Origin of the sequence: Nocardioides zeicaulis, assembly GCF_042432345.1 — a bacterium.
GTDB lineage: Bacteria > Actinomycetota > Actinomycetes > Propionibacteriales > Nocardioidaceae > Nocardioides > Nocardioides zeicaulis.
In genome coordinates this window covers 376,854-402,812 of sequence record NZ_JBHLXH010000002.1, presented here as the reverse complement: position 1 = coordinate 402,812, position 25,959 = coordinate 376,854, and the positions used below count along the sequence as shown (strand labels likewise).

22 protein-coding genes and 1 pseudogene are annotated in these 25,959 nt (G+C 72.6%); 10 read left to right on the top strand and 13 right to left on the bottom strand.

Annotated features, from left to right (window positions below; genetic code table 11):
• Positions 1-66 precede the first annotated feature (66 nt).
• The gene (gene ccrA / locus ACFFJG_RS16420) at positions 67-1,407 is read right to left on the bottom strand and encodes a crotonyl-CoA carboxylase/reductase (protein ID WP_378519861.1); all 1,341 of its coding nucleotides are present in this window, start codon (positions 1,405-1,407) and stop codon (positions 67-69) included.
• Between the two features lie 178 nt (positions 1,408-1,585).
• Between ccrA and ACFFJG_RS16415 the strand changes: the two genes are divergently transcribed.
• Genes ACFFJG_RS16415 through ACFFJG_RS16405 form a run of 3 tightly spaced genes read left to right on the top strand, consistent with a single transcriptional unit; the run spans position 1,586 to position 3,830 of the window.
• Complete coding sequence (locus ACFFJG_RS16415; RefSeq protein WP_378519860.1) at positions 1,586-2,335, top strand: LamB/YcsF family protein; 750 nt, start codon at positions 1,586-1,588, stop codon at positions 2,333-2,335.
• Positions 2,332-2,970, top strand: coding sequence for a 5-oxoprolinase subunit B family protein (locus ACFFJG_RS16410; RefSeq protein ID WP_378519859.1), 639 nt, complete (start codon positions 2,332-2,334; stop codon positions 2,968-2,970). Before ACFFJG_RS16415 ends, ACFFJG_RS16410 begins: the two co-directional genes overlap by 4 nt.
• Positions 2,967-3,830 (top strand): 5-oxoprolinase subunit C family protein, encoded by an 864-nt coding sequence (locus ACFFJG_RS16405; RefSeq protein ID WP_378519858.1) that lies wholly within the window; start codon positions 2,967-2,969, stop codon positions 3,828-3,830. Before ACFFJG_RS16410 ends, ACFFJG_RS16405 begins: the two co-directional genes overlap by 4 nt.
• Positions 3,831-3,845: 15 nt before the next feature.
• On the opposite strand, the gene mce is transcribed toward ACFFJG_RS16405, so the two are convergent.
• Positions 3,846-4,301 (bottom strand): methylmalonyl-CoA epimerase, encoded by a 456-nt coding sequence (gene mce / locus ACFFJG_RS16400; protein WP_378519857.1) that lies wholly within the window; start codon positions 4,299-4,301, stop codon positions 3,846-3,848.
• Positions 4,302-4,459: 158 nt separating this feature from the next.
• Between mce and ACFFJG_RS16395 the strand changes: the two genes are divergently transcribed.
• Positions 4,460-5,650: an acetyl-CoA C-acetyltransferase gene (locus ACFFJG_RS16395; protein WP_378519856.1), complete on the top strand. Its 1,191-nt coding sequence runs from the start codon at positions 4,460-4,462 to the stop codon at positions 5,648-5,650.
• A 17-nt stretch (positions 5,651-5,667) separates the two neighbouring features.
• A complete protein-coding gene (gene meaB, locus ACFFJG_RS16390; protein WP_378519855.1) occupies positions 5,668-6,630 on the top strand; it encodes a methylmalonyl Co-A mutase-associated GTPase MeaB in 963 nt (320 codons plus the stop codon).
• A 17-nt stretch (positions 6,631-6,647) separates the two neighbouring features.
• On the opposite strand, the gene ACFFJG_RS16385 is transcribed toward meaB, so the two are convergent.
• Complete coding sequence (locus ACFFJG_RS16385) at positions 6,648-7,373, bottom strand: SDR family oxidoreductase (RefSeq protein ID WP_378519854.1); 726 nt, start codon at positions 7,371-7,373, stop codon at positions 6,648-6,650.
• 144 nt (positions 7,374-7,517) lie between these two features.
• Positions 7,518-8,105, bottom strand: coding sequence for a GtrA family protein (locus ACFFJG_RS16380; RefSeq protein WP_378519853.1), 588 nt, complete (start codon positions 8,103-8,105; stop codon positions 7,518-7,520).
• 58 nt (positions 8,106-8,163) lie between these two features.
• On the opposite strand from ACFFJG_RS16380, the gene ACFFJG_RS16375 reads away from it, so the two are divergent.
• Positions 8,164-9,099 carry a co-chaperone YbbN gene (locus ACFFJG_RS16375; protein ID WP_378519852.1) on the top strand — a complete coding sequence of 312 codons (936 nt, stop codon included), beginning with the start codon at positions 8,164-8,166 and terminating at the stop codon, positions 9,097-9,099.
• On the opposite strand, the gene ppdK is transcribed toward ACFFJG_RS16375, so the two are convergent.
• The 7 genes from ppdK to ACFFJG_RS16340 form a co-directional block, all read right to left on the bottom strand.
• Complete coding sequence (gene ppdK, locus ACFFJG_RS16370; RefSeq protein ID WP_378519851.1) at positions 9,085-11,778, bottom strand: pyruvate, phosphate dikinase; 2,694 nt, start codon at positions 11,776-11,778, stop codon at positions 9,085-9,087. The genes ACFFJG_RS16375 and ppdK overlap by 15 nt on opposite strands.
• Before the next feature lie 14 nt (positions 11,779-11,792).
• On the bottom strand, positions 11,793-12,533 hold the full coding sequence (locus ACFFJG_RS16365; RefSeq protein WP_378519850.1) for an NUDIX hydrolase: 741 nt from the start codon (positions 12,531-12,533) through the stop codon (positions 11,793-11,795).
• Positions 12,534-12,537: 4 nt separating this feature from the next.
• Positions 12,538-13,281: a TetR family transcriptional regulator C-terminal domain-containing protein gene (locus ACFFJG_RS16360; protein WP_378519848.1), complete on the bottom strand. Its 744-nt coding sequence runs from the start codon at positions 13,279-13,281 to the stop codon at positions 12,538-12,540.
• A 188-nt stretch (positions 13,282-13,469) separates the two neighbouring features.
• Positions 13,470-15,362 carry a 1,4-alpha-glucan branching protein GlgB gene (glgB, locus tag ACFFJG_RS16355; protein ID WP_378519847.1) on the bottom strand — a complete coding sequence of 631 codons (1,893 nt, stop codon included), beginning with the start codon at positions 15,360-15,362 and terminating at the stop codon, positions 13,470-13,472.
• Complete coding sequence (locus ACFFJG_RS16350; protein WP_378519846.1) at positions 15,359-16,738, bottom strand: maltokinase N-terminal cap-like domain-containing protein; 1,380 nt, start codon at positions 16,736-16,738, stop codon at positions 15,359-15,361. The genes glgB and ACFFJG_RS16350 overlap by 4 nt, the downstream gene beginning before the upstream one ends.
• Positions 16,735-18,480, bottom strand: coding sequence for a maltose alpha-D-glucosyltransferase (gene treS, locus ACFFJG_RS16345; RefSeq protein WP_378520350.1), 1,746 nt, complete (start codon positions 18,478-18,480; stop codon positions 16,735-16,737). Before treS ends, ACFFJG_RS16350 begins: the two co-directional genes overlap by 4 nt.
• A gap of 38 nt (positions 18,481-18,518) precedes the next feature.
• Positions 18,519-20,513 carry an alpha-1,4-glucan--maltose-1-phosphate maltosyltransferase gene (locus tag ACFFJG_RS16340; RefSeq protein WP_378519845.1) on the bottom strand — a complete coding sequence of 665 codons (1,995 nt, stop codon included), beginning with the start codon at positions 20,511-20,513 and terminating at the stop codon, positions 18,519-18,521.
• A gap of 134 nt (positions 20,514-20,647) precedes the next feature.
• Here ACFFJG_RS16340 and glgP point away from each other — a divergent pair, with 134 nt between their 5' ends.
• The 3 genes from glgP (at position 20,648) to ACFFJG_RS16325 (ending at position 24,752) form a co-directional block, all read left to right on the top strand.
• A complete protein-coding gene (gene glgP, locus ACFFJG_RS16335; RefSeq protein WP_378519844.1) occupies positions 20,648-23,230 on the top strand; it encodes an alpha-glucan family phosphorylase in 2,583 nt (860 codons plus the stop codon).
• 207 nt (positions 23,231-23,437) lie between these two features.
• Positions 23,438-23,770 carry a hypothetical protein gene (locus tag ACFFJG_RS16330; protein ID WP_378519843.1) on the top strand — a complete coding sequence of 111 codons (333 nt, stop codon included), beginning with the start codon at positions 23,438-23,440 and terminating at the stop codon, positions 23,768-23,770.
• A gap of 73 nt (positions 23,771-23,843) precedes the next feature.
• Positions 23,844-24,752: a helix-turn-helix domain-containing protein gene (locus ACFFJG_RS16325; protein ID WP_378519842.1), complete on the top strand. Its 909-nt coding sequence runs from the start codon at positions 23,844-23,846 to the stop codon at positions 24,750-24,752.
• Between the two features lie 19 nt (positions 24,753-24,771).
• Here ACFFJG_RS16325 and ACFFJG_RS16320 read toward each other — a convergent pair whose 3' ends face one another.
• A complete protein-coding gene (locus ACFFJG_RS16320; RefSeq protein ID WP_378519841.1) occupies positions 24,772-25,137 on the bottom strand; it encodes a hypothetical protein in 366 nt (121 codons plus the stop codon).
• Positions 25,138-25,185: 48 nt separating this feature from the next.
• On the opposite strand from ACFFJG_RS16320, the gene ACFFJG_RS16315 reads away from it, so the two are divergent.
• Positions 25,186-25,647: a MarR family winged helix-turn-helix transcriptional regulator gene (locus ACFFJG_RS16315; protein WP_378519840.1), complete on the top strand. Its 462-nt coding sequence runs from the start codon at positions 25,186-25,188 to the stop codon at positions 25,645-25,647.
• 10 nt (positions 25,648-25,657) lie between these two features.
• On the opposite strand, the pseudogene ACFFJG_RS16310 reads toward ACFFJG_RS16315, so the two are convergent.
• Positions 25,658-25,959 (bottom strand): annotated as a pseudogene (locus ACFFJG_RS16310) (glycogen debranching protein GlgX); the annotation flags it as partial.

Sequence of the window (25,959 nt, the reverse complement as noted above, 5' to 3'; positions counted from 1 at the left end):
TCTCAGGGGCCGGGCGGGCCCGTGCGGGACCGCCGGTCGGACGCTGGTGGACGCCGTCGGACCCCGTCAGACGCCGCGGAAGCGGTTGATGGCGCTCTCGTGCTGGGCGCGCATCTCGTGGTCGAGGACGCCGAGGCCCTCCTCCGGGGCGAGGCACAGCACGCCGACCTTGCCCTGGTGGGTGTTGTGGTGGACGTCGAGCGAGGCCTGGCCGACCTCGTCGAGGGTGTACGTCCTCGACAGGGTCGGGTGGATCCGGCCCTTGGCGATGAGGCGGTTGGCCTCCCACGACTCGCGGTAGTTGGCGAAGTGGCTGGAGATGATCCGCTTGAGGTTCATCCAGAGGTAGCGGTTGTCGTACTCGTGCATGTAGCCGGTGGTGGAGGCGCAGGTGGTGATGGTGCCGCCCTTGCGGGTGACGAAGACCGAGGCGCCGAAGGTCTCGCGGCCGGGGTGCTCGAAGACGATGTCGATGTCCTCGCCGCCGGTGAGCTCACGGATCCGGGCGCCGAACCGCTTCCACTCGCGGGGGTCCTGCTCGGTGCCCTCGTCGTTCCAGAACTTGTAGCCCTCCTCCGAGCGGTTGATGATCAGCTCGGCGCCCATGCTGCGCGCGATCTTCGCCTTCTCCTCGTTGGAGACCACGCAGACCGGGGTGGCGCCGCCGTTGAGGGCGTACTGCGTCGCGAAGCCGCCGAGGCCGCCGGACGCGCCCCAGACGAGGACGTTGTCGCCCTGCTTCATGTTGCCGCCGTTGGTGGAGACGAGCTGGCGGTAGGCCGTGCAGTTGACCAGGCCGGGGGAGGCGGCCTCCTCCCAGGTGAGGTGCTCGGGCTTGGGCATCAGCTGGTTGGCCTTGACCATCGCCACGTCGGCCAGGCCGCCGAAGTTGGTCTCGAAGCCCCAGATCCGCTGCTCGGTGTCGAGCATCGTGTCGTTGTGGCCGTCGGGGCCCTCGAGCTCGACGGACAGGCAGTGGGCCACCACCCGGTCGCCCGGCTTCCAGCGGGTCACGCCGGCGCCGACCTTGAGGACCACGCCGGACAGGTCGGAGCCGACCACGTGGTAGGGCAGGTCGTGGCGCTTGGTCAGCTCGGAGCCGCGGCCGTAGCGCTCGAGGAAGCCGAAGGTGGAGACCGGCTCGAAGATCGAGGTCCACACGGTGTTGTAGTTGATGGCGCTGGCCATGACCGCGACGAACGCCTCGCCCGGACCGAGCTCGGGGAGCGGGACCTCGTCGACGTGGAGCGACTTGCGCGGGTCCTTCTCCTTCGTCGTCAGGCCCTCGAACATGTCGACCTCGTCCTTCTTCACGAAGGCCGCACGGTAGGACTCGGGCAGCTCGAGGCTGGCGAAGTCCTGGGAGTTCGCGGTGCCGGACTGGATGGCGTCAAGGATGTGCTGCACGGGCTGGCTCCTGGGGTCGGGGCTCGGGGTGCGTGAAACGTACCGACGGGTACAGGTGGTGTCACCCGAGTGTGATGCACGCCGCGGCCAGGGCCTCGTTGGATCGATCCAGCCCGTCCGAGGGGCCCGGGACGGGCATCCGACGGGTCCTGCGCGGGTGGGCGACTACCGTCCTCCCATGGACCTCAACAGCGACGTCGGCGAGTCCTTCGGACGCTGGACGCTGGGCGACGACGCCCGCGTGCTGGAGGTCGTGACCAGCGCCAACGTCGCGTGCGGCTTCCACGCCGGCGACGCCTCGACGCTGCGAGCGTGCTGCTCGACGGCAGCCCGGCTCGGCGTGGTCGTCGGCGCCCAGGTCGGCTACCGCGACCTCGCCGGCTTCGGCCGCCGGTTCATCGACTACGACGCCACCGAGCTCACCGACGACGTGCTCTACCAGATCGGTGCCCTCGAGGCCCTGGCCCGCGCGTCGGGCACCCGCGTGGCCTACGTCAAGCCGCACGGCGCGCTCTACAACGCGACCGTCCACCACGAGGGGCAGGCGCGTGCCGTCGTCGAGGCGGTGAGGGCCTACGACGCCTCGCTGCCGGTCCTGGGCCTTCCCGGCTCGCGGCTGCTCGAGGCTGCCAAGGCGGCGGGCCTGCGCACGGTGCGCGAGGCCTTCGCGGACCGGGCCTACACCCCCGAGGGGACGCTGCTTCCCCGCAGCGAGCCGGGCGCCGTGCTGCACGACCCGGGCGAGGTCGCGGAGCGGGTGGTGCGCCTGGTCACGGACGGGACGCTGGTCGCCGTCGACGGCTCGACGGTGCGCGTCGAGGCCGACTCGGTCTGCGTCCACGGCGACAGCCCCGGCGCGGTCGAGATGGCCACCGCCGTGCGCGACGCGCTGGTCGCGGAGGGCGTGGGGCTCCGGGCGTTCGCGTGAGCGCCGCACCCGTGCTCCTGCCCTACGGCGACCGCGCCGTGCTCGTCGAGCTGGCATCGACGCGCGAGGCGGTGGCGTACGCCTCGGCGCTCCGCGCGCGCGGCTCCGTCGCGGGAGCCGGACCGGTCGGCGAGGTGGTGCCGGCGGCGCGCACGGTCCTGGTCGTGGCGGCCGAGGGCGTCGGCGTGGCTGACCTCCGCGCACACCTGGCCGACGTCGTGCCGACCACCCTCGCCACCGGGGCGGACGGCCCGATGGTCGAGATCCCCGTGACCTACGACGGCGCGGACCTGGCCGAGGTCGCGGCCCTGACCGGCCTGTCCGAGCGGGAGGTCGTGACCGCGCACACCGGGCAGACCTGGCAGGTCGCCTTCGGCGGCTTCGCGCCGGGCTTCGGCTACCTCGTCGGCGAGGACGACCGGCTCCACGTGCCGCGCCGCGAGGAGTCGCGCACGCGCGTGCCGGCTGGCGCGGTCGGGCTGGCGGGGGAGTACTCCGGCATCTACCCGCGCTCGTCCCCGGGCGGCTGGCAGCTGATCGGCCGCACCGACGTCGTGCTCTGGGACCTCGACCGCGACCCCGCGGCGCTGCTGGCGCCCGGGGTGCGGGTCCGCTTCGTGGAGGTCGGGCGGTGACCCGGGCGCTGCGCGTGCACGCCGTCGGGTCGCTCGCCCTGGTCGAGGACCTGGGCCGCCCGGGCCACGCGGGCGTCGGCGTCGGACGGTCGGGGGCCGCGGACCGGGCCGCCCTGCGCCAGGTCAACCGGGTCCTCGCCAACGACGAGGGCGCGGCCGAGGTCGAGGTCACCTCCGGCGGGCTGGACGTCGAGGTGGTCGGCGCGGGCAGCTGGTGCTGCGTCACCGGGGCGCCGTGCCCGGTGACCGTCGACGGACGCGACGTCGGGTCGCACACCGTCTTCTTCGCCGGGCCCGGGACGCGCGTGCGGCTCGGGACGCCGACGGCGGGCCTGCGGTCCTACCTCGGGGTCCGCGGCGGCGTCGTGTCGGAGGAGGTGCTGGGGTCGCGGTCGACCGACGTGATGGCGGGCGTGGGCCCGCGCCCGCTGGAGGTCGGCGACGAGCTGCCCCTCGGCACCCCGGGCGACCGCTTCCCCGACCTCGACACCGTGCCGGCGCCCGACCTCGACGGGGAGGTCGTGCTCCGCGCCGTCCGCGGTCCGCGTGACGGGTGGGTCCGTGACGTGGACGCCCTCGTCACGGCGGCGTGGGAGGTCACCGAGCGCAGCAACCGCGTCGGCATGCGGCTCGGCGGTCACGCCTTCACACCCGCACGGGACGAGCAGCTGCCCAGCGAGGGCGCGTGGCGCGGCGCCGTGCAGGTGCCGCCGAGCGGCGAGCCGGTGCTGTTCCTCGTCGACCACCCCGTCACCGGGGGCTACCCCGTCGTGGCCGTGGTGGTCGACGCCGACGTCGACCGCGCGGCCCAGCTGCGACCCGGCGACACGGTGCGCTTCCGCTGGGTGGCGGCGCCGTGAGCCGGCCGGCGGGGGTCACTGGCCGGCGGCGGCCGGCTCCACGAGCTCGACCAGCACGCCCCCGGTGTCCTTCGGGTGGATGAAGTTGACCCGGCTGTCGGACGTGCCGCGCCGCGGGGCGTCGTACAGCAGGCGCAGCCCGCGCTCGCGCAGGACGGCCGCGACGTGCTCGACGTCGTCGACCCGGAACGCCAGCTGCTGGATCCCGGGACCGCTGCGGTCGAGGAACTTCGCGATCGTCGAGTCCGGGCCGAGCGGCGCCAAGAGCTGGATGCAGGAGCCCGAGTCGCCGACCCCCACCATCGCCTCGCGGACGCCCTGCTCCTCGTTGGTCTCCTCGTGCAGCACCTGCATGCCGTAGGCGTCGCGGTAGAAGGCCATCGCCTCGTCGAGGTCGGGCACCGCGATGCCGACGTGGTCGATCGCGGTGAAGAGGTGCTGGACGTCGGCGGGCAGGTCGGGAGCGCTCATGGCGTCATCCTCGCGCCGACGGGGGCACCGCGCGAGCGGGTGTGACGTGCGCCTCAGGTGAACGAACGCTCACCCCCTCCCGGGGCGCCGGGAGCGGTGGGTATCGTCCGAGTGGCGGCGGCTGCCGCCGTACACCCGTCAGGCCTGGAGGAACAACCATGACCGGATCAGTCATCGTCGCGGGCGCCCGCACGCCCATCGGACGCCTCCTCGGCGGCCTGAAGGACCAGTCGGCGGCCGACCTCGGCGGCGTCGCCATCGAGGGCGCGCTGCAGAAGGCCGGCGTAAGCGGCGACCAGGTCGACTACGTGATCATGGGCCAGGTCATCCAGGCCGGCGCCGGCCAGAACCCGGCCCGCGTGGCGGCGGTCAAGGGTGGCGTCCCGATGAGCGTCCCGTCGATCACCATCAACAAGGTGTGCCTGTCGGGCCTCAACGCGATCGCGATGGCCGACCAGCTCATCCGCGCCGGCGAGTGCGAGATCGTCGTCGCCGGCGGCATGGAGTCGATGACCCAGGCCCCCCACTTCCTGCCGAAGTCGCGCGAGGGCGTGAAGTTCGGCGACGTGAAGCTCGTCGACTCGATGGCCTACGACGCCCTGTTCGACCAGTTCACCTCCCAGGCAATGGGCCTGCTCACCGAGGAGTGCAACGCCGCCGGGGCGAACCTGACCCGCGAGGAGCAGGACACCTTCGCGGCGTACTCGCACCAGAAGGCCGCCGTGGCGTGGAAGAACGGCGTCTTCGCCGACGAGGTCGTGCCGGTGAGCATCCCGCAGCGCAAGGGCGACCCGGTCGTCATCAGCGAGGACGAGGGCGTCCGCGGCGACACCACGGTCGAGTCCCTGGCCAGGCTGCGCCCGGCCTTCCGGCCCGACGGCACCGTCACGGCCGGCTCGGCGTCGCAGATCTCCGACGGCGCCGCAGCCGTCGTGGTGATGAGCAAGGCCAAGGCCGATGAGCTCGGGCTGACGTGGCTCGCCGAGATCGGTGCGCACGGCCAGGTGGCCGGGCCCGACTCGACCCTGCAGCTGCAGCCCGCCGCCGCCACCGCGAAGGCCTGCGAGAAGGAGGGCATCACGCCCGCCGACCTCGACCTCGTCGAGTTCAACGAGGCGTTCGCGGCCGTCGGCATCTCGTCGGCCCGCGAGCTCGGCATCGAGGACGCCAAGGTCAACGTCAACGGCGGCGCCATCGCCCTCGGCCACCCGGTCGGTATGTCCGGCACGCGCGTGGTCCTCACGCTGGCCCTGGAGCTGCAGCGCCGCGGTGGCGGCATCGGTGCCGCCGCGCTGTGCGGTGGCGGTGGCCAGGGCGACGCCCTGATCATCCGCGTGCCCGGCGCCTGACGGGTCGTGGGGACGGCGTGACGCGACGGGGCACCGTCGCCGTGCCCGACCTCGTGGCGCGCGCCCGGGGCGGCGAGGCGGCGGCGGTGGCCCGGCTGGTCACCCTGGTCGAGGACGCCTCACCCGTCCTGCGCGAGGTGATGGCCGCGCTGGCCCCGCACGTCGGCCGGGCGCACGTCGTGGGCATCACCGGCGCTCCGGGAGTCGGCAAGTCCACCTCCACCAACGCGCTGGTCGGTGCCCTGCGGCGCTCCGGGCGCCGCGTCGGCGTGCTCGCGATCGACCCGTCGTCGCCGTTCTCCGGCGGCGCGCTGCTCGGCGACCGGGTCCGGATGGGTGACCACGCGCTCGACCCGGACGTGTTCATCCGCTCCATGGGCGCCCGCGGCCACCTCGGTGGACTGGCACGCGCGACCCCGCAGGCGGTCCGGGTCCTCGACGCCGCCGGCTTCGACGTCGTCGTCGTCGAGACGGTCGGGGTGGGTCAGAGCGAGGTCGAGGTCGCCGGCCTGGCCGACACGACGCTGGTGCTCCTCGCGCCCGGCATGGGCGACGGCATCCAGGCCGCCAAGGCAGGGATCCTCGAGGTCGGCGACGTCTACGCGGTCAACAAGGCCGACCGCGACGGCGCCGACCGCACGCGGCGCGAGCTGCGCTCGATGCTCACCCTGGCCGAGCGCCGCGAGGGCGCGTGGCGTCCGCCCGTCCTCGCCACGATCGCGAGCACCGGCGAGGGCATCGACCGGCTGCTCGAGGAGGTCGACCGCCACGCGGCCTGGCTGGCCGAGACCGGCGAGCTGGCGCGGCGGCGCACGACCCGCGCGGCGCGCGAGGTGGAGGCGATCGCGCTCGCCACGCTGCGGGAGCGCTGGGCGGCCGGAGGCGCGGCGGAGCTCGACCGGCTCGCCTCGCTCGTGGCCGCGGGCGACCTCGACGCGTTCGGCGCCGCCGACGAGCTGGTCACCCGCGCGGCCGACTGACCGGGGTCAGGCCGGTGTCAGGCCAGGTGCAGGGTCTGCCCGGTGATCCGGGACGCACCGCGGCTGGCGAGGAACAGCGTCGCGTCGGTGACGGCGTCGGAGGTGCTCTGGCGGGTGCGCACGAGGGTGTCGCCCGCCGCCCTGGCCGTGCCGGCACCGGGGGTCGGTGCGTACTGGCGGGGGACCACCGCTCGGGGCGTGCGGACCACGGAGTTGACCCGGACGCCGAGGCCGTCCCACTTCTCGCCGGCACGCCGCGTGGAGTCGACGACCTCCGCCCGCGCCTCGTCGGGGGTGGACGACAGCTCGAACCACGACCGGACGGCGTCGGTGTTGACCACGCAGCCCCCGCCGTCGGCGGGGCTGTTGCTGAGCTTGAGGCGCAGCCGGGTGGTCAGGAACGTCGGCCCCAGCAGGCCGAGCCTGGTCGCCTCGGTGATGAAGTCGCGCTCGCTCCCGGGCAGGTCGTGGGGCAGGTTGCACCCCGCGGCGAGCACGAGCACGTCGACGTGCTGGACGGCGCTGACCAGGTGGTCGATCGAGTCCTGCCGGGCGAGGTTGACCGACTCGTACTCGAAGGCCGACAGGTCGTCGGCGTAGCGCGGGCGCAGCATCATCGTGCCCGTCACCGTGACGTAGGCGCCCGACTCGGCGAACGCCGTCGCGATGGCGTGTCCCTGGCCACGGGTCCCTCCGACGACGAGCACCTGGTAGTCGGTGAAGTCGTACCACCCCGAAGTCATGCGTTGATCGCCCTCCCGTTGGACTCGGAGTTTTCTACCATGCGGTAGCTGCCGGGTGACAGGGCGAGCCGTCCTCAGTTCGGCCACAAGACGGCACGCCGCGACCTCACCCCCACGGGCGGGGCGCCAGCGCCCCCGGCCGACTCAGCGGCGCTCGTCGCCGACGAGCACCTCGTCCTCGCGCAGCGGGTCCGCGAGCGCCTCGTGGCCGGTGCGCACCGCCGCGAAGGTCCACAGCTTGTTGAGCACGAACGACAGCGGCGTGACGAGCGCGATCACCAGCAGCTGCGACCAGTAGAGGCGGTTGCGCAGGCCCGAGGAGTCGTCGAAGACGTCGCGGGGCAGGCCGACGGGGGAGTGCGGGTGCATCAGCAGCGTGAGCAGCGCGAGGCCGATCACCTGGCCACCCAGGCCGACCACCAGGAACGGCCAGTACTCGCTCCACCACCGCGCCCGGCCGCTGCTGCGGAAGGTCCAGGTGCGGTTGAGCTGGAAGTTCCACAGGTTCGCGACGAGGAAGGCCACGGTCGAGTACACGTGGTACCAGCGCAGGTTGAAGTCGGTGGTGCCCAGGCCGACCACGGCGTCGTCGAAGTGCGGGCCGGTGCGGCGCAGCAGGACGAGGGTCACCAGGTTGACCGCGACGCCGGACACACCGACCACCCCGAAGCGGCCGAGCAGCCCCAGGTTGTGCCGGTGCCGCGTCAGGAGTGCTGCGCCCCGGGATCCCATGGGAGCGAGGCTACCGACCCGATCTGCGCCGCGTGCACCTTCTTCCTAGGATGGGGGCATGACGCAGCAGCCGTTCAGCCGTCCCGGTGCCATCGACCTCTCCGGCCTCGGCCAGTCCCCGGCCCCCCAGCAGGCCGCCGCCCCGGCGGGTGCGCCGACCTCCGGCGGCTCGTACTCCGTGGCCGTCACCCAGGAGAGCTTCCAGCAGGTCCTCCAGGAGTCGATGACGGCCCCGGTCGTCATGGTGTTCCACTCCGCGCGCCAGGCACCGGGCAGCGAGCAGTACGCCGCCGACGTGGCCGCCGTCGCCGAGCAGCAGGAAGGCCGCCTGCTCGCGGCGCTCGTCGACGTCGACACCCAGCCCGAGATCGCCCAGGGCATGCAGATCCCCCAGGTCCCGCTGATGATGGTCGTGCTCGACGGCCGCCCGGTGACCCAGCCCATCCCCGGCGCGCTGTCCCCTGAGGAGCTCACCACGCTCTTCGGCCAGCTGGGCCAGCAGCTCACCGCCCAGGGCATCACCGGCCGCCACCAGCCGCGCTCGGGCGGCGCGCCCGCTGCCGAGGGCGAGGAGGAGGTCGTCGACCCGCGCTACGCACCCGCGCAGGACGCGCTCGCCGCCGGTGACATCGACGGCGCCGTCGCGGAGTACCAGAAGCTCGTCGACGCCAACCCCGCCGACGTGGAGGCCGCCGGTGGCCTGGCGATCGCGAAGGTCATGCAGCGCACGCAGGGGGTGGACCTCCACGCCGCACGCGCCGCAGCCGCCGACGCTCCCGACGACGTCGACGCCCAGACCATGGTCGCCGACCTCGACATGCTCGGCGGCCACGTCGAGGACGCCTTCACCCGCCTGGTCAACCTCGTCGCCCGCACGAGCGACAAGGACCGCGAGAGGGCCCGCGACCACCTGCTCGGGCTGTTCGCCGCGGTCGGCAACGACGACCCGCGCGTGCTGGCGGGTCGTCGCAACCTGGCCTCAGCGCTCTTCTGAGTCGCGCTTCCCCAGCACCGAGCGGCCGGCCTCGAGCCGGGCGACCGGCACGCGGAAGGGGGAGCACGAGACGTAGGTGAGCCCGACCTCGTCGAAGAAGTGCACCGAGCGCGGGTCGCCGCCGTGCTCGCCGCACACGCCGACCTTGAGGTCGGGCTTGGTCTTGCGGCCCTTCTTGGTGCCCATCTCCACCATGCCGCCGACGCCGAGCTGGTCGAGCGACTCGAACGGCGAGACGTCGAAGATCCCGTGCTCGAAGTAGCGGGAGAAGAACGAGGCCTCGACGTCGTCGCGCGAGAAGCCCCACGCCATCTGGGTGAGGTCGTTGGTGCCGAAGGAGAAGAAGTCGGCCGCCTTGGCGATGCGGTTGGCCAGGAAGGCCGCGCGCGGCAGCTCGATCATCGTGCCGATGGAGATGTCGAGCTTGACGCCGCGCTCCTCCTCGACCTCGGCGACCTGCCGCTCGATCTCGGCGCGGACGATCTCGAGCTCGCGCACGCTGGCCACGAGCGGCACCATGATCTCGGGCCGCGGCGTGCCGTGGGCGTCCATCCGGTCGGCCGCGGCCTCGGCGATCGCGCGGGCCTGCATCCGGAACAGCCCCGGGATCTGGATGCCGAGGCGTACGCCCCGCAGGCCCAGCATCGGGTTCTGCTCGTGCAGCCGCCGGACGTGGGTCAGCAGGGTGCGCGCGTGCTCGTCGACCTGCCCCCGCTCCTCGGCGAGCGCCACCTCGACGCTGAGGTCGGTGAGGTCGGGGAGGAACTCGTGCAGCGGCGGGTCGAGCAGGCGGATGGTGACCGGCAGGCCGTCCATCGCCTCGAGGATCTCGGTGAAGTCCTGGCGCTGGAGCGGCAGCAGCTCGTCGAGCGCGGCCTCCACGCCGGCCTCGTCCTCGGCGACGATGAGCCGCTCGACCAGCTCGCGCCGCTCGCCGAGGAACATGTGCTCGGTGCGGCACAGGCCGATGCCCTGCGCGCCGAAGCGGCGCGCTCGCGCAGCGTCGTCGGGGGTGTCGGCGTTGGTGCGCACCCGCAGCCGGCGGGCGCCGTCGGCGTGCGCCATGATCCGGGCGACCGCCTGGGCCAGGTCGTCGTCGATCTTCTCGCCCTCGAAGTGGCGCACCACGACCGAGTCGGCGACCGGCACGGCGCCGGCGAACACCTCGCCGGTGGTGCCGTCGATCGAGATCACGTCGCCCTCGCGGATCGTCTCGCCGTCGCGGACCCGGAACTCGCGCGCCTTGTGGTCGACGTCGAGGGACTCGGCCCCGCACACACACGTACGGCCCATGCCGCGGGCCACGACCGCCGCGTGGGAGGTCTTGCCGCCGCGGCTGGTGAGGATGCCGCGGGCGGCCACCATGCCGCGCAGGTCGTCGGGGTTGGTCTCCTTGCGCACGAGGATGACGTCCTCGCCGCGATCAGCCCACTCCACGGCGGTGTCGGAGTCGAAGACCGCCTTGCCGACGGCGGCGCCTGGGGAGGCGTTCATGCCCTTCGCGAGGAGGGTGCGCTCGGCGGACTCGTCGAAGCGCGGGAACATCAGCTGCGCGAGCTGGTCGCCGGTGACGCGCAGCACGGCCTCGTCCATCTGGATCATGCCCTCGTCGACCATGTGCACCGCGATGCGGAACGCCGCCTCCGGCGTGCGCTTGCCGACGCGGGTCTGGAGCATCCACAGCTTGCCGCGCTCGACGGTGAACTCGATGTCGCACATGTCGCGGTAGTGGCGCTCGAGGCGCGTCATGATCGTCATCAGGTCGTCGTGGGACTGCCGGTCGATCTCGGCCATGTCGGCCAGCGACACGGTGTTGCGGATGCCGGCGACGACGTCCTCGCCCTGCGCGTTCTGGAGGTAGTCGCCGTACTCGCCCTGCGCGCCGCTGGCGGGGTCGCGGGTGAACGCGACGCCGGAGCCGGAGTCCATGCCGAAGTTGCCGAAGACCATCGCCTGCACGTTGACCGCGGTGCCGAGGTCCTCCGGGATCCGCTCCTGGCGGCGGTAGAGCCGGGCACGGTCGGTGTTCCAGGAGTCGAAGACCGCGCGGATCGCGAGGTCCATCTGCTCGCGCGGGTCCTGCGGGAAGTCGCGGCCCGTCTGGTCCTTGATGATCTGCTTGAACGTCTCCACGACCCCGCGCAGGTCGTCGGCGTCGAGGTCGAGGTCGGACTCGGTGCCCTTGGCGCGCTTGGCCTCGTCGAGGGCGTCGGAGAACAGCTCGGAGTCGACGTGGAGCACCGTGCCGCCGAACATCTGCAGCAGCCGGCGGTAGGAGTCCTGGGCGAAGCGCTCGGAGTCGCTGCGCGCGGCCAGGCCGCCGACCGAGGTGTCGTTGAGGCCGACGTTGAGGACGGTCTCCATCATCCCGGGCATCGAGAACTTCGCGCCGGAGCGGACCGAGACGAGCAGCGGGTCCTCGGCGTCGCCGAGCTTCTTGCCCATCGCCTCTTCGAGCGAGGCGAGGTGCTCGGTGACTTCCTCGGACAGGCCCTCGGGCTCATCGCCCTCGCCCGTCTCCTTCAGCGCCAGGTAGGCCCGGCACGTCTCGGTGGAGATCGTGAAGCCCGGGGGGACGGGGAGGCCGAGGTTGGTCATCTCGGCGAGGTTGGCCCCCTTCCCGCCCAGGAGGTCCTTCTGGTCCTTGCTGCCCTCTGCGAAGTCGTAGACCCAGGTCATGGAGGCATCCTGCCTCAGCGACCGGACTCCGTATACGGCTCCTCACCCGTGACGGCGGCACGGACCCGCCGGGCGGTGAAGTCGGCCGCCAGCTCGTCGACCTCCTCGAGCGTGCAGAACCGCACGTCGCGGATCTCGCGCTCCTGCATCACGACGTCGGCGAGCACGCCCGGCTGCTGGGTGCCGCCGTCGAAGACCAGGCAGACCGCGTCGTCCCAGCCGCCCCACGGCGGCAGCCAGTCGGTGAGGACCAGGGGGCCGGCCGGCAGCGTGAGCCCGAGCTCCTCCTCGACCTCGCGCTCCACCGCCACCCGCGGCGACTCGCCGACCTCGACCACCCCGCCCGGGAGGTCCCAGTCGCGCTTGTAGGTCAGGCGGCACAGCAGCACCCGTCCCTCCGGGTCGCGCACCAGCATCTGCGCGATCGCGCGCTTGCGGGGGAGGAAGGAGTTGAGCAGCGAGCGGAAGCCGACCGGCTCCGAGACGGGCTCGTCGGTGACGAGCCGGGCGAACACGAACTGGTCGGCCGGTTCGCCGTCCGCGTCCAGCGCCCGCCGTACGCCCTCGCGGTGCATCCCGGCCCACGTCGCCGCCCGGTGGGCCGACGCGTCGTCCACCGGGACCAGCGCCTCCACCCGGGAGTGCCGGGTCAGCGCCTCGGCGACCTCCCGCCGCAGCTCGTCGACGTTCACCTCCCCGCTCCAGCGGAGCCGGGCGACGCCGTCGTGGCTGGTCACGCTGATCGGGTTCGGCACCACGTCAGCCTAACGAGCGCCCGCACGCGAGCCCCTCGAGGTGGGCACGGGCGACCTCCCGGGCCGCAGCCGGTGTCAGCCGCCCCAGGGCCACGGCCAGGCCCAGGCCGTCGACGAGAGCGTGCAGGACGGGCGCGAGCCGCTCGGCCTCGGACACCGGCAGGTCGGGTGCTGCGACGAGGACCGCCTCGTGCACCCGGGCCGCGACCTCCTCGTCGCGCTCGCGCCGTGCGGCCACCACGACGTCGACGTCGGCGTCGTCGTCGGTGACGAAGCCCGACGTCGGTCGTCCGACATCGGCCTGCAGGACGTCGATCGGGACGTACCCGTGGGACGCGACCGCGAACTGGTGGTGCAGCGGACCGACGCGCTCGTCGCCCTCGAGCTCGCGTACGGGTCGGGCGGTGCTCGGTGCGGACACCGCCAGACGCCACCACACGAGCTCCTCCTCGACGTCCGCGGGACTGAACGGCACCACGGCGGCAAGGCGGCCCAGGGCGGCGTCCACGCCGGTCTCGGGTCCGCGCCCGCGAAGACGACGACGGTGCCGGACGCGGACCTCGCCCAGCGCGAGGCTTCGCAGGTCCGCCTCCGGGTGCAGCAGGCGACGGACGGTGCTGATGGAGGTCGCCAGCACGCGTGCGACCCCGTGGCGGCTGAGGCTGCTCACGCCGTGGTCGCGGACGAGGGTGAAGGCGGCGAGCTCGAAGAAGGCGAAACGTCCGCTGTAGTCGACGACCTTGGGCATCTCCTCAGTCGACCAGATCGCCTGCACCGCCGCGACCGGCTCTCCACAGGCGTGGCGACACCGTGTGTGCCGGATCGGGGTCCCCGCGGTCCGCGGACGCGGCCCACGGTGTGTCACCACGGCCACCCCGGGCCGCGGGGAACCGGCACAGGAGGTGCCGGAACCCCGCGACCGCATGCGGGTGGTCGTCAGGAGTCCTTGCGGAACCAGACGGTGGCGAGGGGCGGGACGACGATGTCGGCGTGGGCGGGCTGGCCCACGTGCTCGCCCTCGACGGCGGTGATGGAGCCGAGGTTGCCGACGCCGGAGCCCGCGTAGGACGAGGCGTCGGTGTTGAGCACCTCGGTCCAGGTGCCCGTCGACGGGAGGCCCAGGCGGTAGCCGTCGTGCGGCTGGCCGGCGAAGTTGGTCACGCAGACCAGGTCGGGGGCACCGGGGGAGCGGCGCACGAACGAGAAGGTGTTGCGGCCGGCGTCGTTGGCGTCGACCCACTGGAAGCCCGACGGGTCGTTGTCGCGGCCCCAGAGGGCGGCGGTGTCGCGGTAGACGGCGTTCATGTCGCGCACCATGGCGTGCACGCCCGCGTGCTCCGGGTGCTCGAGCAGCCACCAGTCGAGCTCGCGGCTCTCGGCCCACTCGGACTCCTGGCCGAACTCGCAGCCCATGAAGAGCAGCTGCTTGCCCGGGTGGGCCCACATGAAGGCGAGGTAGGCGCGCAGGTTGGCCAGCTGCTTCCAGCGGTCGCCGGGCATCTTGCGCAGCAGGGAGCCCTTGCCGTGGACGACCTCGTCGTGGCTGATGGGCAGGACGTAGTTCTCGGCGTAGGCGTAGACGAGCGAGAACGTCATCTGGCCGTGGTGGTGGCTGCGGTAGAGCGGGTCCTTGGCCACGTAGTCGAGCGAGTCGTGCATCCAGCCCATGTTCCACTTGAAGCCGAAGCCCAGGCCGCCGTCGCTGGTGGGGCCGGTGACCCCGGGCCAGGCGGTCGACTCCTCGGCGATCGTGACGATGCCGGGGACGCGCTTGTAGACGGTGGCGTTCATCTCCTGGAGGAACTGCACGGCCTCGAGGTTCTCGCGGCCACCGTGCTTGTTGGGGGACCACTCGCCGTGCTCGCGGGCGTAGTCGAGGTAGAGCATCGAGGCGACGCCGTCGACGCGCAGGCCGTCGGCGTGGAACTCCTCGAGCCAGAAGACCGCGTTGGCGTAGAGGAAGTTGCGCACCTCGTTGCGCCCGAAGTTGAAGATGTGGGAGCCCCACTCCTTGTGCCAGCCGCGCTGGGGGTTGGGGTCCTCGTAGAGCGGGGTGCCGTCGAACCGGGCCAGCGCCCACTCGTCGGTGGCGAAGTGGCCCGGGACCCAGTCGAGGATCACGCCGACGCCGGCCTGGTGCAGCCGGTCGATGAGGCGCTTGAGGCCGTCGGGGTCGCCGAAGCGGGAGTCGGCCGCGAAGTAGGAGGTGACGTGGTAGCCCCACGAGCCGCCGAACGGGTGGTGCATCACCGGCATCAGCTCGACGTGGGTGAAGCCGAGGTCGGCGACGTAGGGCACCAGCGCGTCCGCGATCTGGTCCCAGTCGTAGAGCTCGCCGGAGTAGTGCTTGCGCCAGGAGGCGAGGTGGACCTCGTAGATCGACATGGCCTCGTCGACCGGCTTCTTGCCGCGACGCGCCTCGAGCCAGGCGTCGTCGCCCCACTCGTGGGTGGAGCGCCACACCACCGACGCCGAGCTCGGCGGCTTCTCGGCGTACTGCGCCATCGGGTCGGCGCGGTCGACCCACTGGCCGTCGGCGCCGCGGATCCGGTACTTGTACTGCGAGCCGACGCCGGCCCCGGCGACGTGCGCGTGCCACACCCCCGAGCCGTCGAGGCGGGTCATCGGGTGGGCCGCGCCGTCCCAGCCGGCCCACTCGCCGGCCACCTGGACCTCCATCGCGTTGGGTGCCCACACGCGGAACGAGGTGCCCTCGTCGGTCGGCTGCGAGCCGAGGACGGTCCACAGCTCCTCGTGGCGGCCCTCGCCGATCAGGTGCAGGTCGAGCTCACCGGGGGCGTGCGTGGTGTCGGTCGTGCTGTTGGTCATGCGGGGTCTCCCAACGCTGCGAGCGGGATGGACAACCACCCGGGGCGGTTGCGTGCCTCGTAGACGGCCTCGTAGACGACCTTGTCCGCGAGGTAGGCGTCGAGCAGGACGCTCGCCGCCTCGTCGAGCCCGGTACCCCGTTGCGCGGAGTAGGACTCGAGGAAGGCCTGCCGGTTGCGGGCGGCCCACTCCGTGGCGCGGTAGGCGATCTGCTCGGCCTCGGCCGTGTCGGCGCCCGCGGTGAGCGCCACGACCCGCGGTGCGTAGTCGAAGGACCGGATCATGCCGGCCACGTCGCGCCACACCGAGTCGGGCTCGAGACGTACGGCGAGCGGCTTGGCCGGCTCGCCCTCGAAGTCGACGATCTTCCAGCCCTTGGCCGTGCGCAGCGTCTGGCCGAGGTGGAGGTCGCCGTGGACCTGCTGCACCTCGACGCCGTCGAGCGCGCGGAGCCGGTCGAAGGTCTGCCGGAGGCCGGCCTCGTGGTCGGCGAGCGCGGGCACGACCTGCAGGGCGGCGTCGAGGCGCCCCTCCATCGCGCTGGCCAGCGCGTCGAGCGCGGCGGCGTCGCGCTGCTCGACCGGGAAGTGCCCGGCGAGGTCGGCGTGCACCTCGGCGAGCGCGACCCCGAGCCGGGCGGCCTCGCCGGCGAAGTCGCCGCCCACCTCGTCGGCGTGGAGGTCGGCCTCGGCGAACAGGTTGCGCACGCTCGCCAGGGCGAGGTCCCAGCCGTCGCTCGCGGTGCGGAGGAACTGCTGGAGCATCGCCAGCTGGATCGTGGTGTCGGTGTCCTCGTCGACCAGGTCGAGCCAGCCGTAGAGCGCCGCGACGTGCGTGGAGCCCGCCTCGGTCAGGACGTGGTGGATCGCGATGTCGGGGTTCACGCCGGGGGTGACCTTGCGGAAGACCTTCATCAGCGCGTCGTCGCCGAAAGCGACCGAGGAGTTCGACTGCTCGCCCGAGAACAGCGTCGAGTGGGCCTCGAGGTCGAGCTCGTGGCCGGGGATGCGGTGGAAGTGGAGCAGCCCGCGGGTCGCGTTGGCGGCCGCGTCGAAGGCCCGCAGCCACAGGGCCATGGCCTCGCGGTCGTGCAGCGCGTCGTAGACCCACACGCGGCCGAGGTCGTCGTCGTCCCACTCGCCGACGAGCGCGTGGGCCAGCCGCTCCTGGGGCTCGGTGTAGGACGCCAGCGGCAGCTGGTAGAGCTCGGTGTCGCCGTCGGCGTAGGTGACCTCGGCGAGCTCGATGGCGACCCGCAGGCCCTCGGGCGGGTCGGGGAGCTCGCCGACGCGTCGCTGCGACGTCAGCGTCCACTCACGTCCCTTGCCCGCGAACCACCGGGCCTCGCCGATCCAGGCGCTGATCTCCTCGTTCACTGCTCTGTTCCCGTCTGACCCGTCGTCGGGTCGGTCAGCCTGAGCCACAGGAAGCCGTAGCCACCGAGGGTCAAAAGGTAGGGGAGCTCGCCGACGGCGGGGAACGGGACCCCGCCCAGGAGCTCGACGGGCACCATCCCCTCGAACTGGCGGAGGTCGAGCTCGACCGGCTGCGGGAAGCGCGAGAGGTTGTTGACGCAGAGGATCACGTCGCGGTCCTCGCCGTCGGGCCCCGCCGGCGAGTGCTCGCGGACGTAGGACAGGACGCTGGGGTTGGAGCCGCCCAGGTCGGTGAAGGTGCCGAGGCCGAAGGCCGGGTGCCGGCGCCGGGTGTGGACCAGGCGGCGGGTCCAGTGCAGCAGCGAGGAGGTGTTCTCCAGCTGCGCCTCGACGTTGACCGACTGGTAGCCGTAGACCGGGTCCTGGATGGCCGGCAGGTGCAGCTTGCCCGGCGTGGCCGACGAGAAGCCGGCGTTGCGGTCGGGCGTCCACTGCATCGGGGTGCGGACGCCGTCGCGGTCACCGAGCCAGATGTTGTCGCCCATCCCGATCTCGTCGCCGTAGTAGAGCACCGGCGAGCCGGGCAGCGAGAGCAGGAGCGCGGTGAAGAGCTCCATCCGGTTCACGTCGTTGTCGAGCAGCGGCGCGAGGCGGCGGCGGATGCCGATGTTGGCCTTCATCCGCGGGTCGTGGGCGTACTCCGACCACATGTAGTCGCGGTCCTCGTCGGTGACCATCTCCAGGGTCAGCTCGTCGTGGTTGCGCAGGAAGATGCCCCACTGGCAGCCATCAGGGATCGCCGGGGTCTGCTCGAGGATCTCCGAGATCGGGAAGCGCGACTCGCGGCGCACGGCCATGAAGATGCGCGGCATCACCGGGAAGTGGAACGCCATGTGGCACTCGGTGCCGACCCAGCGCCCGTCCTCGGTCTGCTCGGGCCCGAAGTACTCCACGACGTCGGCGGGCCACTGGTTGGCCTCGCAGAGCAGGACGCGGCCGGGGTAGTTCTCGTCGACGAAGCGGCGGCACTTCTTGAGGAACTCGTGGGTCTCGGGCAGGTTCTCGCCGTTGGTGCCGGGCCGTTCGTAGAGGTACGGCACGGCGTCGAGGCGGAAGCCGTCGAGGCCCATGTCGAGCCAGAACGCCATCGACTCCAGCATCGCCTCGTGGACCTTCGGGTTGTCGAAGTTGAGGTCGGGCTGGTGGTGGAAGAACCGGTGCCAGAAGTACTGCTGGCGCACCGGGTCCCAGGTCCAGTTCGACGGCTCGGTGTCGACGAAGATGACGCGGGCGTCCTGGTAGAGCTCGTCGGTGTCGGACCAGACGTAGAAGTCGCCGTAGGGGCCCTCGGGGTCGCTGCGACTGGCCTGGAACCACGGGTGCGCGTCACTCGTGTGGTTCATGACGAAGTCGATGATCACGCGGATCCCGCGCTGGTGGCAGGCGTCGATGAAGTCGTGGAAGTCCTCGACCGTGCCGCACTCGGGGAGGATGTTGTTGTAGTCGGCGACGTCGTAGCCGCCGTCGCGCAGCGGCGAGGTGAAGAACGGCGGGATCCACAGGCAGTCGACGCCGAGCCACTCGAGGTAGTCGAGCTTCTCGATGAGGCCCTTGAAGTCGCCGGTGCCGTCGCCGTTGGAGTCGCGGAACGAGCGGACCAGCACCTCGTAGAACACGGCGGTCCGGAACCACTCGGGCTCGGAGTTGAGCACCGCCGTGGCCGCTCCGGCGTCGGCCGGCATCGGGGCCGGCGAAGTGGGGGCTGACGGGGCGTGCTCGGTCAACGGGTCCTCCTGACGCTGATGATGTGGGCGGGCTCCCAGCCGGGATCGAGGCGCACGTAGTCGTGCGCGCTCCAGCTCCAGTCGGCCCCGGTGATCTCGTCGTGGGCCACGAACGAGTCGTGCCAGTCCAGGCCGAGCGCGGGCATGTCGAGGTGCACCATCGTCTCGCGCGTGCCGTGGGGGTCGAGGTTGATGACGCTGATGACGACGTCGTCGGTCCCGTCGGGCAGGACGTGCCGCTTGGAGAACACCAGGACGTTGTCGTCGTCGCTGGAGTGGATGGTGATGTTGCGCAGCAGCTGGAGCGCGGGGTGCTGGCGACGGATCTCGTTGAGGCGGGTCAGGTACGGCGTGAGGGTGGTGCCCTCGGCCTCGCGGGCCTCCCAGTCGCGGACCCTGATCTGGAACTTCTCGGAGTCGAGGTACTCCTCCGAGCCGGGCTTGACCGCGACGTGCTCGAACAGCTCGTAGCCGGCGTACACGCCCCAGCTCGGGGACCCGGTGGCGGCCAGCGCGGCGCGCACCTTGAACGCCGCCGGCCCGCCGTACTGGAGGTAGGCGTGGAGGATGTCGGGCGTGTTGACGAAGAAGTTCGGCCGCATCAGGTGGTCGGACTCCGTGGACACCTCGCGCAGGTAGTCCTCGATCTCGCGCTTGCCGGTGCGCCAGGTGAAGTACGTGTAGCTCTGGTGGTAGCCCACGGCGCCGAGGCCGTGCATCATCGCCGGCTTGGTGAAGGCCTCGGAGAGGAACAGCACGTCGGGGTCGGTGCGCCGCACCTCGGCGAGCAGCCACTCCCAGAATGCGAGGGGCTTGGTGTGGGGGTTGTCGACCCGGAAGATCCGCACGCCGTGCGACATCCAGAGCTTCACCACGCGCAGGACCTCGCGGCAGATGCCGGCGGGGTCGTTGTCGAAGTTGATCGGGTAGATGTCCTGGTACTTCTTGGGCGGGTTCTCCGCGTAGGCGATGGTGCCGTCGGCGCGCGTGGTGAAGAACTGCGGGTGCGTGGTCACCCACGGGTGGTCGGGCGCGGCCTGGAGGGCCAGGTCGAGGGCCACCTCGAGGCCGAGCTCGCGGGCCCGGGCCACGAAGGCGTCGAAGTCCTCGAACGTCCCGAGCTCGGGGTGGATGGCGTCGTGCCCGCCGTCCTTGCTGCCGATCGCCCACGGCGAGCCCGGGTCGTCGGGCCCGGGCGTGAGCGTGTTGTTGGGCCCCTTGCGGTTGACCTCGCCGATCGGGTGGATCGGGGGGAGGTAGAGCACGTCGAAGCCCATCGCGGCGACCGCGTCGAGCCGCTTCGCCGCGGTGCGGAAGGTGCCGCTGGTGACCTTGCCGGTCTTCGGGTCCTCGGTCGCGCCCTCCGAGCGCGGGAAGAACTCGTACCAGCTGCCGAAGAGCGCGCGGGTGCGGTCGGCGCGGAAGCGGAACGGGCCCGTCGTGGTGAGCAGCTCGCGCAGCGGGTGCGCGAGCAGCACGGCGGCCAGGGCCGGGTCCTGGAGCGCGGCGAGACGGGCGCCCACGGGGCGCGAGGCGTCCTCGGCGGCGGCCGCGGCGCCCTTCACCAGGGCGGCCTCGCCGCTGTCGAGGGCGTCGGGGCCGGTGCCGGCGGCGACCCGCTCGAGCAGCAGCCGCGCCTCGGTGAACATCAGCTCGACGTCGACGCCGGCGGGGATCTTGATCCCGGCGTCGTGCTGCCAGGTCGCGATCGCGTCGGACCAGCTGTGCACCTCGAAGGTCCACTCGCCCTCGACGTCGGGAGTGACGTGGGCGAGGTAGCGGTTGGGCTCCTCGCCCTCGGGCCACATCCGCACCGGCGGGCGGCGCACGCCGGCCGGGTCGATCGCGACGACCTCGGCGGCGAGCTGGTCGTGCCCCTCGCGAAACACGGTCGCGCGCACCGGCATGGGCTCGCCGACGGTGGCCTTCGCCGACTGCCGACCGAGGTCGACGACGGGGGAGACGTCCATGACGGGAATGCGTCCAACCATGCCCCCACACTTGCGAACTGGTGGTTGCCGCGCAAGCCGGAGGCCCCGTGTTCTCACCCTGCGGAGGGGTGGGACGACCCACCCGGGCGGATGGGTCTTGGATCGTTCCAAGAAATGCCCTACGGTCGTGGACCGTGCGAGCGATCCGTCGATTCACCGTCCGTCCCGTCCTGCCCGAGCCGCTGGGAGCGCTGTCCGTCCTGGCCGGCAACCTGCGCTGGTCGTGGCACCCGCCGACCCAGGACGTGTTCGCGTCCGTCGACCCCGCGCTCTGGCGCGAGGTGTCCGGCGACCCCGTCCGCCTCCTCGGCGCGGTGAGCCGCGAGCGGCTCGACGAGCTGGTGGAGGACGGTGACTTCCGCCAGCGCCTCGACGCCGCGCACGCCGACCTGCAGCGCTACCTCTCCGAGGACCGCTGGTACGCCCGCAAGGCGGGCGACGACGCCCCGCGGGCGATCGCGTACTTCTCCTCGGAGTACGGCATCACCTCCGTGCTGCCCCAGTACTCCGGCGGTCTCGGCATCCTGGCGGGCGACCACCTCAAGGCGTCCTCCGACCTCGGCATCCCGCTGGTCGGCATCGGGCTGTTCTACCGCCACGGGTACTTCAAGCAGGCGCTCGACCGCGACGGCTGGCAGCAGGAGAGCTACCCGGTCCTCGACCCCGACGAGCTGCCGCTGACCGTGCTCCGCGAGGCCGACGGCACCCGCGCCACGATCAGCCTCGCGCTGCCCGACGGCCCCGACCTCGTCGCGCGGATCCTCGTCGCCCACGTCGGCCGGGTGCCGCTGCTGCTCCTCGACACCGACATCGAGGAGAACAGCGCCCACTACCGCGACGTCACCGACCGGCTCTACGGCGGCAACTCCGAGCACCGCCTGCGCCAGGAGCTGCTCCTCGGTGTCGGCGGCGTGCGCGCCCTGCGGGTCTGGTCGCGCATCACCGGTGCACCGGCGCCCGAGGTCTTCCACGCCAACGAGGGCCACGCCGGCTTCCTCGGCATCGAGCGGATCCGCGAGCTCACCGTCGCCGAGGGGGGCCCCGGCCTCGACTTCGACACCGCGCTCGAGGTCTCCCGCGCCGGCACCGTGTTCACCACCCACACGCCGGTGCCCGCGGGCATCGACCGGTTCCCCCGCGAGCTGGTCGCGCAGTACTTCGGCGGCAGCTCGCCCACCCCCGGCGTGCCGGTCGAGCGGGTGCTCGCGCTCGGCGCCGAGGACTACGACGGCGGCGACGCCGGCGTGTTCAACATGGCCGTGATGGGCTTCCGCCTCGCTCAGCGAGCCAACGGCGTCTCCCAGCTGCACGGTCACGTCTCGCGCGGGATGTTCAACGGCCTGTGGCCGGCGTTCGACGAGGCCGAGGTGCCGATCAGCTCGATCACCAACGGCGTGCACGGGCCCACCTGGATCGCGCGCGAGGTCATCGAGCTCGCCGCGAGCCGCGGTGCCGACGTCGACGGCGACGACACCGACGCGCTGTGGCCGCTGGTCGACCAGGTCTCCGACCGGGAGATCTGGGACCTCAAGCGCACCCTGCGCACCCGCTTCGTCACCGACGCCCGCGACCGGATGCGCCGCTCGGCGGCCAAGCGCGGGTTCGCCCCCGCCGAGACGACCTGGGTCGACACCGCGCTCGACCCCGACGTGCTCACGATCGGCTTCGCGCGCCGCGTGCCGACCTACAAGCGGCTCACGCTGATGCTGCGCGACCCCGCCCGCCTCAAGAAGCTGCTGCTCGACCCCGAGCGCCCGATCCAGCTCGTCATCGCCGGCAAGGCCCACCCGGCCGACGAGACCGGCAAGAAGCTGATCCAGGAGATGGTGCGCTTCGCCGACGACCCCGAGATCCGGCACCGCATCGCGTTCCTGCCCAACTACGACATCGCGATGGCCCAGCCGCTCTACCCCGGCTGCGACGTGTGGCTCAACAACCCGCTGCGGCCCTACGAGGCGTGCGGCACCTCGGGCATGAAGGCCGCGCTCAACGGCGGCCTCAACCTCTCGATCCTCGACGGCTGGTGGGACGAGTGGTACGACGGCAACAACGGCTGGGCGATCCCGTCGGCCGACGGCATCGAGGACGCCGACCGGCGTGACGACCTCGAGGCCAACGCCCTCTACGCCCTGCTCGAGGGCGAGGTCGTCCCGCGCTTCTACGAGACCAACGACGAGGGCGTGCCCCCGCGCTGGATCGAGATGGTGCGCCACACCCTCAAGTCCCTCGGCCCCAAGGTGCTCGCCACCCGCCAGGTCCGCGACTACGTCCGCGAGCTCTACGCGCCGGCCGCCCACACCGCCCGCGCGCTCAACTCCGACTACGCCGGTGCCCGCGATCTGTCCGGCTGGAAGCACGCGGTCCGCGAGGCGTGGCCGTCCGTCCGCGTCGAGCACGTCGACTCCGAGGGCGTGGGCGACCAGGCCGAGGTCGGCGCGACCCTCGCGGTGCGCGCCTGGGTCGCGCTCGGCTCGCTCTCGCCCGCCGACGTCGACGTCCAGCTCGTGCACGGCCGGATCGGCTCCGACGACGAGATGACGGCCACGGCCGTCGCGCCGATGGCGGTGGGGGAGTCCTACGACGGCAACCGGCACCGCTTCGACGCCACCGTCCCGCTCGCCTTCTCCGGCGCGTTCGGCTACACGGTCCGCGTGGTGCCGCGCAACGACGCGCTGGCCTCGGTCGCCGAGCTCGGCCTGGTCGCCGAGCCCGCCTGACGCCGTCGCTCCCGGGGGCGCCGAGCACGACTCGGCGTTCCCGGGACAGGACCGGCCGGGCGGACGTACGGTCGCCGCATGGCCTTCTACCCCCTCGCACGCGTGGTGGTGGCGCTGGCGGCCTACGCCAGCGTCGCCGTCTCCATCGTCTCCTCGCGCTGACCCGCGACGGTTGCCCGTCGGCGCGACCGTGACGAGGATGGCGGCGTGACCTCCCGCGTCCCCGCCCACGTGCTCGACCCGTTCCTCGCCGCGGCCGACGCCGCGGCCGCCTCGCGTCCCGAGGTGGACGCCGACGTGGCCCGCGAGCTGATGGCCGAGGCGGCGGGGATGCTCCACGACGGGCTGGTGCTCGACGACCTCGACGCGCACGACCTGCCGCTCGTGGTGGCCGCGCTCGCGGCCGACCTGACCGCACCCGACCCGGGAGCCGCGATGCGCGCCCGGGAGAGCGCACTGGCCCACGACGAGGAGCGCTTCCACGCCCCCGACCTCGTCCGGGGTGCGTACCTCGTCGCGATCAGCACGTTGCGGCTCTGAGGCCCCGCACCGTGCCGGGGGAGAGCGCAAGCACGATCAAGCGCCGGGCGGCGCGCACGTCGAGGCTGGAGCCATGACGACAGCGGCGGACACCTTCGCGGACTTCCTCGCCACCCTGGCCGAGACCCTCGACCTGGGCAGCGAGGAGCGGGCGCGTCGGCTCCACCTCTCACGCCACCACCTCGACCGGGTCGTCTCGGCGGCCGGCGGTGAGCCCCCCGAGCGGATGCGACGCAGGCTGCTGCTCGAGCGGGCGGCGTACGAGCTGGTCTCGACGGACCGTCCGGTCCTGGACGTGGCGATCGCGGCGGGCTTCGGCTCGCACGAGGCCTTCACCCGTGCCTTCGCACGGGCCTACGGGAGCGCACCCAGCCGCTGGCGTCACGCACCGAGCAGCACCCGGATCCCGGCTGCGAGCGACGTGCACTTCCACCCACCGGGCAGCCTCCGGCTGCCCACCGCCCGAAAGGTGACCGCCATGGACCTGCTGACCCGGATGATCGAGCACCACCTCTGGCTGACCGGCGAGATGCTCGACCGCGCCGAGCGGCTGGGCGACGCCCAGCTCGACGCCCCGATCGAGGTGCCGATCGGCACCATCGACGACGACATGACCATCCGCTCCGTGCTGGCGCGGATCGTCGGCCAGCTCGCGCAGTGGAACGCCGCCGTCGAGCAGCGCCGCTACGACTGGGACCAGGAGCGCGGGAAGTCGCTGACCACCCTGCGCCGCGAGCTCGCCGAGGAGGGCCCCGCCTTCCTGTCGCAGGTGCGCACCACGGTGGCCGAGGGCCGCCTCGACGACACGTTCCTCGACGTGACCTGCGACGAGCCGCGGGTCTACTCCTACGCCGGCATGGTGGCCCACGTGCTCACCTTCGCGGCCGTGCGCCGGCTCGTGGTGCTCGGCGCGTTCGAGACCCAGGGCATCACCGACCTCGACTGCGGCGACCCTGCCGAGTGGGTGGCCCAGCCGGCCTGAGCACCGGCCGGTCGGTGCGTCAGCCGATCAGCCAGAGCCCGATCGCGGTCGGGAGCAGGCCGAGGACCAGCCAGGGCGAGAGCATCCGGCGACCGTGGATGCCCAGCCCGGTGGCCACGGCGAGGACGCCGACCACGCCGGCCATGACGGCGAGCCCCACCTGCGAGGAGTGGGGCTTGTCGTCGAGCATGACCGCCGCGACCACGAGGCCGCCGGAGAGGTGGAGGATCGTCGTCACGGCGATCACCGACATCACCCAGCGCTGCACGCGGGCGAGGTCGCGGTCCTCCGCGGAGGGGTCGCGCACGACGCGGCGGGGCGCGTCGAGGTCGAGGAGGTGACCGCGACCCTTCTCGGTGCGGCGGGCGGGGAGGCTGCTCGGCATGGGGACCGTCCAATTCCTTGCTGTGACAACTGTTGCTAGGCTAACCGAATGGCCGCCCCGACCCAAGCCGACGACCCCCTCGCCCTCGAGCGGCAGGTCTGCTTCGCCCTCGCGGTCGCCTCCCGCACGGTCGTCTCGGTCTACCGGCCGGTCCTCGAGCCGCTCGGCCTGACCCACCCGCAGTACCTCGTGATGCTCGCGCTCTGGGGTCGCGAGCCGCTGTCGCTGACCGCGCTGGGCCACCAGCTCGACCTCGACGCGGGCACGCTGTCGCGCCTGGTCAAGCGGCTCGAGGCGGCCGGCCTGGTCACCCGCGGGCGCAACCCCGACGACGAGCGCAGCCTCGCCGTCGCGCTCACCGACGAGGGCCGCGACCTGCGCGCCCGCGCCCTCGCGGTGCCGGGCACGGTGGTCGAGCGCCTCGGGATGGACCTCGACGAGCTCGTCGAGCTGCGCGAGCGGCTCGCGGTCGTCATCGAGGCCGCCAAGGCGGTCGAGCGCCCGGCCTGACCGGTCCGGCTCAGGTCTGGCGCAGGACCAGCACCGAGCGGGCCTGCAGCGTCAGCGTGCCGCCCGCCACGACCGGCGTGCCCAGCGGCACGTCGGCGTTGGTCGACAGCACCACCTCGCCGTGGTGCACCCACTGGTTGGCCGGGAGGGCCAGCTCCACGTCGTCGACCCCGCCGTTGAGCCAGATCATGAACGACCGGTCCCGCACCTGCTCGCCGCGCGGGCCGGGGGAGCGGAGCGGGGCACCGTTCAGGAACATCCCGACCGTGCGGCAGGCGTCGTCGTTCCAGTCCTCGGTCGACATCTCGCGTC